This window comes from Streptomyces sp. E2N166, assembly GCF_003671715.1.
Lineage (GTDB): Bacteria > Actinomycetota > Actinomycetes > Streptomycetales > Streptomycetaceae > Streptomyces > Streptomyces thinghirensis.
Map to the genome: position 1 here is coordinate 393108 of NZ_RAIF01000006.1, position 11158 is coordinate 404265.

Annotated in this window: 11 protein-coding genes and 1 pseudogene; 7 read left to right on the top strand and 5 right to left on the bottom strand. The window is 72.6% G+C overall.

Annotated elements, in window-relative coordinates; genetic code table 11:
- Positions 1–48: 48 nt before the first annotated feature.
- Complete coding sequence (locus tag EBH09_RS02075; protein WP_121745317.1) at positions 49–1479, top strand: cellulose binding domain-containing protein; 1431 nt, start codon at positions 49–51, stop codon at positions 1477–1479.
- A gap of 16 nt (positions 1480–1495) precedes the next feature.
- Here EBH09_RS02075 and EBH09_RS02080 read toward each other — a convergent pair whose 3' ends face one another.
- The gene (locus tag EBH09_RS02080; protein ID WP_121745318.1) at positions 1496–1717 is read right to left on the bottom strand and encodes a hypothetical protein; all 222 of its coding nucleotides are present in this window, start codon (positions 1715–1717) and stop codon (positions 1496–1498) included.
- Positions 1718–1972: 255 nt separating this feature from the next.
- The gene (locus EBH09_RS02085; protein WP_345940925.1) at positions 1973–2224 is read right to left on the bottom strand and encodes a hypothetical protein; all 252 of its coding nucleotides are present in this window, start codon (positions 2222–2224) and stop codon (positions 1973–1975) included.
- 431 nt (positions 2225–2655) lie between these two features.
- Here EBH09_RS02085 and EBH09_RS02090 point away from each other — a divergent pair, with 431 nt between their 5' ends.
- The 4 genes and pseudogenes from EBH09_RS02090 to EBH09_RS02105 all read left to right on the top strand — a co-directional run bounded on the left by EBH09_RS02090 (position 2656) and on the right by EBH09_RS02105 (position 6716).
- The gene (locus EBH09_RS02090; protein ID WP_121745319.1) at positions 2656–3813 is read left to right on the top strand and encodes a M23 family metallopeptidase; all 1158 of its coding nucleotides are present in this window, start codon (positions 2656–2658) and stop codon (positions 3811–3813) included.
- A gap of 90 nt (positions 3814–3903) precedes the next feature.
- Positions 3904–4104: pseudogene (locus tag EBH09_RS02095) on the top strand (diguanylate cyclase); the annotation flags it as partial.
- Between the two features lie 32 nt (positions 4105–4136).
- Entirely contained in the window at positions 4137–5099 is a 963-nt protein-coding gene (locus tag EBH09_RS02100; RefSeq protein ID WP_121745320.1) for a GlxA family transcriptional regulator, read from the top strand.
- 78 nt (positions 5100–5177) lie between these two features.
- Positions 5178–6716: a CYTH and CHAD domain-containing protein gene (locus EBH09_RS02105; RefSeq protein ID WP_121745321.1), complete on the top strand. Its 1539-nt coding sequence runs from the start codon at positions 5178–5180 to the stop codon at positions 6714–6716.
- A 60-nt stretch (positions 6717–6776) separates the two neighbouring features.
- Here the strand turns inward: EBH09_RS02105 and ppk2 are convergent, their stop codons facing one another.
- The 3 genes from ppk2 to EBH09_RS02120 form a co-directional block, all read right to left on the bottom strand.
- On the bottom strand, positions 6777–7757 hold the full coding sequence (ppk2, locus tag EBH09_RS02110; protein WP_121745322.1) for a polyphosphate kinase 2: 981 nt from the start codon (positions 7755–7757) through the stop codon (positions 6777–6779).
- 20 nt (positions 7758–7777) lie between these two features.
- Positions 7778–8167 (bottom strand): hypothetical protein, encoded by a 390-nt coding sequence (locus EBH09_RS02115; RefSeq protein ID WP_121745323.1) that lies wholly within the window; start codon positions 8165–8167, stop codon positions 7778–7780.
- Positions 8168–8295: 128 nt separating this feature from the next.
- Positions 8296–9354 (bottom strand): aldo/keto reductase, encoded by a 1059-nt coding sequence (locus EBH09_RS02120; protein ID WP_121745324.1) that lies wholly within the window; start codon positions 9352–9354, stop codon positions 8296–8298.
- Between the two features lie 144 nt (positions 9355–9498).
- On the opposite strand from EBH09_RS02120, the gene EBH09_RS02125 reads away from it, so the two are divergent.
- Together EBH09_RS02125 and EBH09_RS02130 are read left to right on the top strand one after the other, a co-directional pair.
- Positions 9499–10113 carry a TetR/AcrR family transcriptional regulator gene (locus EBH09_RS02125; protein ID WP_121745325.1) on the top strand — a complete coding sequence of 205 codons (615 nt, stop codon included), beginning with the start codon at positions 9499–9501 and terminating at the stop codon, positions 10111–10113.
- Between the two features lie 238 nt (positions 10114–10351).
- Entirely contained in the window at positions 10352–10879 is a 528-nt protein-coding gene (locus EBH09_RS02130; RefSeq protein WP_121745326.1) for a hypothetical protein, read from the top strand.
- The last annotated feature ends 279 nt before the right edge of the window (positions 10880–11158 follow it).

An 11158-nucleotide genomic window follows, 5' to 3' on the forward strand; every position in this document is an offset into this window, starting at 1 on the left:
CCACCGAGGCTTCCGCACCGGCGGAAGCCGTTGCCGAAAGGACTCCCGATGAGAGCCCGACCCCCCGTCAGCCGCGCCCGCCTGGCACTCGCCCTGGCGGCTCTCCTGGGCGGCGGCGCCCTGACCGCCCTGCCCGCACAGGCCGCGCCCGAGGCAGGCGGTCTCAGCGTCCAGTACCGCACCAGCGCGAGCGGAGCCACCGCAGACCAGACGGAACCCTGGCTCAAGGTGCGCAACTCCGGCACCTCCACCGTGCAACTCAGCCAGGTCAAGGTCCGCTACTACTTCAAGGCGGACTCGCCGAACGCGTCCTACCGCTTCGCCTGCTCCTGGGCGGTGCGGGGCTGTTCCGCCGTCACCGGCGCGTTCGGCACGCTGGACAACCCCACCGCGACGGCCGACCGCTACCTGGAGATCGGCTTCACTCCGGCGGCCGGCAGCCTGGCACCCGGCGCGGACACCGGTGACATGCAGCTGCGCTTCCACCAGACCAGCTGGCAGACGGTCCGGCAGAGCGACGACTACTCGTTCAACGGTGCCCAGACCTCGTACGCCGACTGGGACAAGGTCACCGCCCAGGTCGCCGGCGCCACCGTGTGGGGCGCGGCTCCCGAGGGCAACGACCCCACGGACCCGACCGATCCGCCCGACCCGACGGATCCGCCCGGCGGCGGACAGGCCCTGTTCGACGACTTCGACTACAGCTCGCACACCGACCCGGACATCTCCGCGCACGGCTGGAGCGTGCGCGCCAACTCCGGCGGTCCCGGTGTCCCAGGCGCCACCTGGGACCCGTCCAAGGTCACCTTCGTCTCCGCCGGCGGCAACTCCGTGATGAACCTGGAGACCTCAACGGCGGGCACCGGAGGGTCCACCACGCACACCGAGGTCCTCACCAAGGACATGAAGTTCAGGAACGGCACCTACGCGGCGCGGGTGAAGTTCTCCGACGCCCCGAAGTCGGGACCGGACGGGGACCACCTGGTGCAGACGTTCTTCACCATCAACGACCTCAAGGCCCCCATGGCCGACGACTACGCCGAGTACGACTTCGAGTACCTGCCGAACGGAGGGTGGGGCGAGCCGTCGAACATCCTCTACACGACCTCCTGGGAGACCTACAACCCGGACCCCTGGCAGGCCGTCAACCAGCACTCGGAGCAGCGCGTCAGCTACGCGGGCTGGCACGACCTCGTCGTCACGATCGACGACAGCGCCATCACGTACTACGTGGACGGGCAGCACTTCGGCACGCATGACGCGCGGTACCTGCCCGAGCGGCCGATGTCGATCAACTTCAACCAGTGGCTGATCGACCTGAACGGGCAGACGTCGACGACCCCGCGCGCCTACGACCAGCAGGTCGACTACGTCCTGCACGTCAAGGACCAGGTGCTCACCCCGGCACAGGTCGCCGCGAAGGTCGCCGGGTACCGCACCGCGGGTACCGGCTTCGTGGACGAGGTTCCCGCCTCCTGACTCTTGGCGGGGACGGTCAGAACAGCCGCTCCTGGGCGGGTGAGGGCCGTCCCCGCCGGGTCCGGCGGGGGGTGCTCGGCGCGGGTGCCGTGTCACCGAACAGGGGCGCCGTGCCGTACTCGTCCGGCTCGGCCGGGACGGTGGCGGGCCCGGTGCCCACGTTGAGGACCAGTGGGGCGTCCAGGTCGAAATCGCCCGGTGTCATCGCCGCCCACTCACGGTCCTGCCGCTCACCCACGCACCGACACCTCTCTCGCGCCGCCCGCCGCGACCACGCGACGCTACCAGCCCTGCGGCAGCCCGGTGATCACGGCTCCTGTCCCGCTCGCTTCCATCGTTCCCGGACTGCGGCGACCGACGCATCGTGCGGCCCCGCGTACGGGGGAGAACGCGGGGCCGCACGAGCAAGCTATCGGAGTGGGCCGCCGCCTGCCAGACCCGGCCGCACCGGGACGGTGCGGGCGACTCCGGCCCGCTCGGCACCCGTCGCGGCTCAGCCCGGAGGGTCAGCCGCCGGCAGCTCCGCGATCTGTTCGTGCAGCCGTCGCGGTACCCGGACCGCCCACCGGCCGGCTGCCTCGGCGCTCAGCTCCCGGCTCCACCGCCGGCTGTTGCGGGCGGCCGTGCGTACCTCTCCCTCCCGGGCGGCGGCGGTGGTGGCGGTGTACCGGAAGACGTCGGCGGCGGGCACGTCCTGTTCCAGTGCCCGGCTGGGAGTCAGCCAGTGCGCGGTGCTGTCCCGCAGGAGCCGGCGGAGTCACTGCTGCTGCGGCGCGACGACGCCGTGCAGCAGCGCGCGGGCGCGGGCCACTTCACCGCGGGCCAGGACGTGGGCCGGCATCAGGGTCGATGCGGTCGTCCAGGGCAGGGCAGCGGGAGTGGACGGACATGGGTGACTGTCTCCTGAGTGAACGGGCGGGAACCCTTGATCGACGCCCGGCGTCTGCCGGGCGGGCGGCTGTGGACCGTGCGGTCGTTCAGGAGACGCCCATGGCGGGGATTCCATGCCACGACCGTGGGCCGCGGTCCGGGCGGCGGGACCGCGGCCGAGTTGCCCGCCGGGCCGCCACCGCTCTGCCCGTTCGGACGTCTCCCGCTGCCTCGGGGCCTCCTGACGCCTGCGGAACGGGGCGTTACCTTCGGCTTCGTGAGCATCAGGTCCCGGCGAGCGCCCCGGTGAACGACGAGCGGCTGACCGTGGCGGATGCGGCCGTGGACGCGGACGAGCGACAGCAGGAACACCCAGCGGGCCCCGAGCGGCCAAAACAGCCGGGTCAGCCGGAACAGGCCGGAAAGCGGAAGCGCCGCGGTCCGGGGTTCTTCACGCTGCTGCTGCTACCGGGTCTGGTGACCGTCACCGGCGTGGCCGCGTTTCTCGCGCTGACCGGCGGTCTGCCGTCCCCGTGGCCCGAGGACTCCGGCACCAACCCGGCCGCGGCGGTCGACATCGACCCCTCCTACGTCCCGTGGCTGCGCAAGGCGGCCTCGGCCTGCACGATCCTCGAACCGTCCGTGCTCGCAGCACAGATCGACCAGCTCTCCGGCTGGAGCGACGACACGGACGCGCTCTCCGGCCAGAAGGGCATCGCCGCCTTCACCGACACCGAGTGGCGGATCTGGGGCAGGGACGACGACGGCAACGGGCACTCCTCGCCCCGCGATCCGGCGGACGCCATCATGGCGCTCGGCCGGCAGGACTGCTCGCTGGCCGAGAAGGTGACCGAACTGCGCACCGAGGGCCGGGTCAACGGGGACCTCGTGGACCTGACCCTCGCCGCGTACTCGTCGGGAACGGACGCCGTGACGAAGGCGGGGCGCGTACCTCCGACGGCCAGGACCTACCTCGCCGAGGTCGAGGCCCTGATTCCGCGTTACGAGGCACTCGACCGGGCCGATTCCGGCGGCGGCACGGGTGGGGCGGCCGGCGCGCTGCCGGCCGCTCCGGTGAGCCCGCTCACCATCACCTCGCCCTACGGGTCGCGGGAGCACCCGCTGACCGGGGTGACCAAGCTGCACACCGGCGTGGACTTCGCCGCGCCCCAGGGAGCGCGGGTCGTCGCCGCACGGCGCGGCCGCGTGGTGTTCGCCGCGTCGACCAGCGCGTACGGAAACCGCGTGGTGATCGACCACGGCACCATCGAGGGCAAACGCCTGGAGACCACCTACAGTCACCTGTCGTCCCTGGAGACCGCCGTGGGACAGGCCGTGGAGGCCGGCGCCCCGATCGGACGGGTCGGCTCCACCGGCCTGTCCACCGGGCCCCACCTGCACTTCGAGGTCGTCCTCGACGGGTACTACACCGATCCGCGGCCCTGGCTCGTCGCCGGCGGCTAGCAGCCGGGACGCATGTCCGCATCTGTGGGTCGTACGGCCGGACGGCCATGGCGTCGCCGCCGCGCGCCGCGCAGACTGAACGTCCCCGAGGCCGACCGGGCCGCGGTCGTCGCGCTGCATCCGCGTCCCGGCTTCAAGCGCCGCATCCTGGGGGCGTTCACCGACGGTGTGCGGCCCAAGCCGGACACCGCGTTCGGCAACGTCAAGGCGGACGTGCTCGCGCACTACGTGCCGGGCTTCGAGCGCGGGGACTTCGTCCGCACCGTTCTCGACTCCCCGTGGGCGGAGTAGCCACGGCCGGGTCCGCGCGGCGTGCGGTAGCGGTGACGGCCTTCGACGGGGTGCAACTGCTCGACGTCACCGGTCCGGCCGAGGTCTTCGCCACGGCCAACCTCTTCGGCGCCCGCTACGACGTACGGGTCGTCTCCCCGTCCGGCACGGACGTGCGGACGTCCTCCGGGGTCAGGGTGGGCGTGGACGGCGGTCCTGCCGGGCTGCCCGGCCGGCTGGACACCCTGGTGGTGACCGGGAGGCGGGAGTGGCGGCAGGCCGTCGCCGAGCCGGATCTGATGGGGCTCGTGACCGGACTGGCCGGCCGCTCGCGCCGTGTCACCTCCGTGTGCTCCGGAGCGTTCCTGCTGGCACAGGCCGGACTGCTCGACGGCCGGCGGGCCGCGACGCACTGGCGGCTCGCCGGGCAGCTGGCCGCCGCCTACCCGCGGGTTACGGTCGAACCGGACCCGGTGTTCGTCCGGGACGGCCCGGTCACGACGTCCGCGGGCGTCACCGCGGGCATCGATCTGGCCCTGTCCCTGGTCGAGGACGACCACGGCGGGGGCCTGGCCCGTGAGGTGGCCCGCGAACTCGTGGTCTTCATGGCCCGCCCGGGCGGTCAGTCGCAGTTCAGCGCGCGCCTGACCCCGCGCGAGGCACGGCACCCGGTGGTGCGCGCCGTGATGGACGCCGTGACCGCCGACCCGTCCGCTCCGCACGGCCCGGAGTCCCTGGCCCGTGCCGCGGGGGTCAGCTCCCGGCACCTGCGGCGGCTCTTCCGCGCCGAGACGGGGATGACGACCGGCCAGTACCTGGAATCCGTGCGGCTGGAGTGCGCGCAGGCCCTCCTCGAAGGGGGCAACGATCGCATCGAGGCGGTGGCGGGCCGGTCGGGCTTCGGTTCCTCGGAGACGATGCGCCGTGTCTTCCAGAGCGCTCTGGGCGTGACGCCCACGAGCTACCGGGCACGTTTCCGGTCGACCGGGGGGTGCCCGGCGCCGGGTGAGGCCTGAGCCGGCTCTCGCAGCGTGCCGTCGCACAAGACCAGCACCTCGGCGTTTGATCCGCCATATCGCGTCGAAGGACACAGTATGACCCATTCGAAACGCGAGACAGAGCGAAAGTACGAGCCCTCCTCCCCCGGCGCCGACGGGCTGCCGGACCTCAGCGGCGTCGGTCCCGTCGCCTCGGTCACCGAGGCCGGAGCCGAGGAGCTGGACGCGGTGTACCACGACACCGTGGATCTGCGGCTGGCCGGCACGTCGGCCACCTTGCGCCGCCGGACGGGCGGCTCGGACGCCGGGTGGCATCTGAAGCTCCCGCTCACCGGAGACAGCCGCGAGGAGGTGCGGGCCGCGCTGTCGGACGACGTACCGGAGGCGCTGCGCGAGCTCGTTCTGTCCCGTACACGGGGCGCGGAGCTGCGTCCGGTGATGCGCGTCAGGTCCGCCCGCTCGGTTCGGCATCTCCGTGATGCCGAAGGCACGGTGCTCGCCGAGCTCAGCCTCGACGAGGTGCGTGCCGACTCGCTGTCGGGCGGCGGTGGCAGTGCCGAGTGGAGCGAGCTGGAGGTCGAGCTCGCCGACGGGGCCCCCGCCGGGCTGCTGGACACCGTGGAGCGCAAGCTGCGCAAGAAGGGGATCGCCCGGTCGGACAGCCCTTCCAAACTCGCCCGGGCGTTGCGGGACACCGGTGCCTCGGCGGAGGTGAAGCCGTCGCGCCGGACCTCGGACAAGGTGGTGCCCGGGTCCTCGGGCGCGTACGTGGCGGCGTACGTGCGCGAACAGGCCGGCGTCCTGGTGGCGCTGGATCCGGTGGCCCGCCGGGACCTGCCCGACGGGGTGCACAAGATGCGTGTCACGTGCCGGCGCCTGCGCGGCTGCCTGCGCTCGTACCGGTCGGTTCTCGACCGGCGGGTCACCGATCCCCTGCGCGCCGAGCTCAAGTGGCTGGCGGGTGAACTGGGGGTCGAGCGGGACCAGGAGGTGCTGCGCGAACGGCTGAGCGGCGCGGTCGCCGAGCTGCCCGACGACCTGGTGCTCGGCCCGGTCGCCGCACGGCTGCGGGTGTGGGACGTGTCCCGCGGCGACGAGAGCCGGACGCGTACGCGGGAGGCCCTGGCCTCGGCCCGCTATCTGCGGCTCCTGGACGCGCTGGACGGGCTGGTCCGGCGGCCGCCGCTGCGCGCCAAGGCGGCGGGCAAACCGGCCCCGGTCATGGCCAAAGCGGTCCTCAAGGAGTACGACCGTCTCGCCGGGCGCATGGACCACGCACTGGAGCAGCCGCCCGGGCAGGCCCGGGACACGGCGCTGCACCAGGCGCGCAAGGCGGCCAAGAAGGTCCGCTACGCGGCCGAGGTGGCGCGTCCGGCACTCGGCAAGCCCGTCGCCCGCCTCGGCAAGCGCGCCAAGGCGGTGCAGAAGCTGCTCGGCGAGCACCAGGACGCCGTAGTCGCCCAGGACAAGCTGCGGGAACTGGCGGTGGCGGCCCACGGCGCGGGCGAGACGGCGTTCACGTGGGGGCTGCTCCACGGTCAGGAACGGGCGGGAGCCCGCGCACGGCAGGAGGAACTCCCGTCGGTGTGGCGGGCGGCGTCGGACCCCGCGCTCCGGACGGCCCTGAAGCACTGAGCCGCACGCACGGCCCGCGTCGGTGCGCGCCACCCGGGGCTCCCGGGTGGACGGCCGGGGTCAGTCCGCCGGGTCCGGGTGGGTCCCCGGTCCGTCGCCGCGTCCGGCCAGCGGTGTCGGCGAGAGGTCGACGGGTTCCTCACCGGCTTCGAGCAGGGTGTCGGCGGCGCCCACGATCAGCGGGTCGGGACTGCCCACGGCCTCGTCGTCCTTCGCCGGATAGTCGAAGCGGTCCAGCAGGCTGCGCATGGCCTCCAGCCGGCCCCGGCGCTTGTCGTTGTTCTTGACCACCGTCCAGGGTGCGTGGGGCGTGTCGGTGGCCCGGAACATGTCGATCTTGGCCGCGGTGTAGTCGTCCCAGCGGTCCAGTGACGAGAGGTCCGTCGGCGAGAGTTTCCAACGGCGGACCGGGTCGACCTGGCGGATCGCGAAACGGGTCCGCTGCTCGGCCCGGGAAACGGAGAACCAGAGCTTCACCAGCAGGATGCCGTCGTCGGTGAGCAGCTGTTCGAACAGCGGCGCCTGCTGGAGGAACTGCCGGTACTGGGGCTCGGTGCAGAAGCCCATCACGCGCTCGACGCCGGCCCGGTTGTACCAGGAGCGGTCGAAGAAGACGATCTCGCCGCGGGCGGGCAGGTGAGCCACGTAGCGCTGGAAGTACCACTGTCCCGCCTCCCTCTCGGTCGGCTTGTCCAGTGCGACCACACGGGCGCCGCGGGGGTTCAGGCGCTCGGTGAAGCGCTGGATGGTGCCGCCCTTGCCGGCCGCGTCGCGGCCCTCGCAGAGGACGACGATCCGCTGACCGGTCTCCTTGGCCCAGCGCTGCATCTTGAGCAGCTCGATCTGCAGGACGCGCTTCTGCCGCTCGTAGTCCGACCTGCGCACCTTGCGGTCGTACGGATGGTTCTCCCGCCAGGTGTCGATGGGGCTTCCCTGCGCGTTGAGCAGGATCGGCTTCTCCGGCCTGCGCTCGTCGATCCGCAGGCCTTCGAGGAGATCCTCCTCGGGTGCGTCGGTACCGGCGCCGTCCGCCTTCGCCATGCCCGCCTCCTCTTCCGTGCTCACGCCGCGTACGCCCGGTCCCGCGGGGAGCGCACGGCGCGCACGGAACCGGCCGGGGTCCGGGCGGCCGTGACCCGGTAGGTGGTCCTGGCCGGGTCGGTCAGCGGTTCGCCCAGAGTGATCCGGCCGGCGGCGTGCAGCCTGTCGCACTCGGCGGTGGGCAGCGCCACGTAGCAGCCGCCCCTGCCCGTGGCCGAGTCCAGCGGCCGCCAGTAGCTGTATCTGCGCCCTCCGCCCTCGCGCACGGTGACGAACACAGGGGTACGCGCATCGGCGACTATCCGCAGGATGTCGGCCCCGGCGGGACCGAGCGGTGCGCACGGGCGGGGCCCGCGGCGACCGGTCGCGCGGGTGTCGGCGGTCTGCGCGTGGACGACGGTAAGCGGCATCGGCTGTGGCCTTTCGGGACAGGGGACTCGAGACCGCCTACCCGCTCCGGCCGGTGTTGATCTCGCTTGCCCGCATTCTTGTGCACGGCACTGACAATGCCCGTTCCCACGCCGCCGGAACACGCACGTCAGCCCTGGGGTACGCCCGCGCGCCGCAAGGGGTGCGGGTTGAGACGGGCGAAGCCCTCCTGGCGTTCGTAGGGGAAGTAGGGGTAGGGAGCCGTCGTGGCGCTGGCGGCGTCGAGCCTGGCCACCTGGTCCTCGGTCAGCTCCCATCCGACGGCGCCGAGGTTCTGCCGCAGCTGATCCTCGTTGCGGGCGCCGATGATGACCGAGGAGACGGTCGGGCGCCGCAGCAGCCAGTTGATCGCGATCTGGGGCACGGTCCGGCCCGTCTCCTGCGCGATGGCGTCCAGCGTGTCGACCACCCGGAACAGCAGCTCGTCCGCCACGGGCGGGCCGTAGTCGGCCGTGGCGTGCAGTCGGCTGTCGGCCGGGAGCGGCCGGCCACGGCGGATCCGGCCGGTGAGGCGCCCCCATCCCAGGGGGCTCCACACGACGGCTCCGACACCCTGGTCGAGGGCCAGTGGCATGAGCTCCCACTCGTAGTCCCGGCCGACGAGGGAGTAGTAGACCTGGTGCGCCGCGTAGCGCTGGTGCCCGTGGGCGTCCGCGTCGGCCAGCGACTTCATCAGCTGCCATCCGCTGAAGTTGGAAACCCCGGTGTATCGGAGCTTTCCCGCCCGTACGAGGTCGTCGAGCGTGGAGAGCACCTCCTGCACGGGGGTCCCGGCGTCGAAGGCGTGCAGCTGGAAGAGGTCGATGTAGTCCGTGCCCAGCCGGCTCAGGGCCTGGTCGACCGCTGTGATCAGACGCGCCCGCGAGGTGCCGGCGTCCGCCGGCCCGTCGCCCATCGGCAGCCCGGCCTTGGTGGAGATGATCACCTGGTCGCGCCGCCCCTTCACGGCGGCGCCGAGCACCTCTTCCGACGCGCCGCCGGAGTAGACGTCGGCGGTGTCGAACATGGTCACCCCCGCCTCCAGGCAGACGTCGACCAGACGGCGCGCCTCCGCCTCGTCCGTGCTCCCCCAGGCGCCGAAGAGTTCGCCCCGGCCGCCGAAGGTGCCCGCGCCGAAGCTCAGTGCCGGGACCATCAGCCCGGACGCGCCCAGTCTCCTGTGTTCCACAACCGCATCCCTTCGTCCGGCCGTCCGTCGCGTCGTGGTGGTGCACGACACGCAGGACCCGCCACCCTTTAACGGGACATGCGTTCCGTTAAGATGTCCACAGACTAACAGGAACTCAGCCGCTAATGGAACCGGAGTACCGTTATGACTTCCGAAGGCGTGGGACCCGGCACCGTCCGCCCGGGCGGACGCACCGCCCGCGTACGGTCCGCCGTACTCCGGGCCGCCGGTGACGCCCTGGCCGAGCACGGCCTGGCCGGCCTCGATCTCGCGGACGTGGCCCGCCGCGCCGAGGTCGGGAGGACCACGGTCTACCGACGCTGGGGAACCCCGGCCAACCTGGTCGCCGACCTGCTCACGGACATGGCCGAGCAGTCACTCCCGCGCACCGAGACCGGCACGCTCCTCGGCGACCTGCGCGCGAACGCCCGGCTCGTGCGGCGCACGCTGGCCGACCCGCGCCAAGGCGCGCTCTTCAGGGCGATGATCGCCGCGGCCACCTGCGACGAGCAGGCGGCCGCCGCCCTCCACCGGTTCTACGACGTCCGCGTCACGGAGTGGGAGCCCTGCGCACGCCAGGCCGTCGAACGCGGCGAGCTGCCCGAGGGCACCGACACACGCGAGGTGGTCCGCGCCGTCTCCGCCCCCCTCTACTACCGCCTGCTGACCACCGACGAGCCGCTGGACGAGGCGACGGCGGACCGCGCCGCGGAAGCCGCGGCCGCGGCGGCGCGGGCAGGGGTCTTCCGGTCCCGCTGACCGGCGGGCACCCGGAATCCGCCATTGCCACCGGGACGTCCGACCGGTGGTCCGGCATCGGCGCGCCCGGGCCCGCCCGGGCGGCCCCTCGCGCTGTCGTGCAGGAACGCCTGCCACCACCGGTTGTGACGGGTCCGTCACAGCCTCTTCACCGAACACGCACTTCCGGCCGAGTCCCGTTCTCCGTGTTCCCGGCGGTGCAGACGGTGTGCCGGGGTCGTGCCTAATCTCCCGCTCCATGCGATCCACACGAACGAGACGCTTCGGCCTCGCCACGATCATCGCCCTCGCCCTCGCCCTGTTCGGCCTGGCGCCCTCCGCGAGCGCCGCCGACCCCGCCCCGGCCGAGCTGACGTTCGCCACCGACGCGGCGACCACTCAGCCGGGCGGCACGGTGAACCTTTCGATGACGATCAAGAACAACAAGACGTACGACATCTGGTTCGTCTACCAGACGATCAACCCGACCTGGCTGACCACCCAGCGGCCCGATCTCAAGTACAGCTTCACCGGATGCAGTCTGGCGTCGGAGGCCGGCGCCGTCCCGTGCACCGGGACCGGACCGGCCGATCTCGGCACCAACTACGGCGCCACCATCCCGCCCGGCCAGAGCCGCACCGTCACCCTGACACTCCAGGTCGCCGCCGACTCCGGCTGCAACGGCAACATCGGCTTCTACTCGTACTACTACGCGGAGTTCAGCGACAGCGCGAGCGTCAACGGCGGCCCGGTCTACACGCCGGAGACCCGCGTCCTGTGCGCCTGACCGCACGTCCCCGCGCGCACTGAGCGCACTGAGCGGCGGCGGCCGGCCCCTGACGGACCGGCCGCCGCCGGGGCGAGCGACGTCACGGCTGACCTGATCTCACTGCAGACTCGGTCAGCGCACTGGTCGAGACCATTGACACCCACGCTCCGCGGAGGCCGGGATTCCACGCCCGCCGCTTTCCGGCCCGCAGCAGTACACGGGCCTGCCGGGGTGGTCCGACGCCCGGAGCCCGGCGTTCGCCGACCACTGACGACCGTGCCCGTCACCGGTAAATGG

What these genes read in the sequence shown, in the direction of transcription:
- EBH09_RS02075 (WP_121745317.1), top strand. Translation starts at nt 49, where the DNA reads ATGAGAGCCCGACCCCCCGTCAGCCGCGCCCGCCTGGCACTCGCCCTG.
- EBH09_RS02105 (WP_121745321.1), top strand. Translation starts at nt 5,178, where the DNA reads ATGACCCATTCGAAACGCGAGACAGAGCGAAAGTACGAGCCCTCCTCC.
- ppk2 (WP_121745322.1), bottom strand. Translation starts at nt 7,757, where the DNA reads ATGGCGAAGGCGGACGGCGCCGGTACCGACGCACCCGAGGAGGATCTC.
- EBH09_RS02115 (WP_121745323.1), bottom strand. Translation starts at nt 8,167, where the DNA reads ATGCCGCTTACCGTCGTCCACGCGCAGACCGCCGACACCCGCGCGACC.
- EBH09_RS02125 (WP_121745325.1), top strand. Translation starts at nt 9,499, where the DNA reads ATGACTTCCGAAGGCGTGGGACCCGGCACCGTCCGCCCGGGCGGACGC.
- EBH09_RS02130 (WP_121745326.1), top strand. Translation starts at nt 10,352, where the DNA reads ATGCGATCCACACGAACGAGACGCTTCGGCCTCGCCACGATCATCGCC.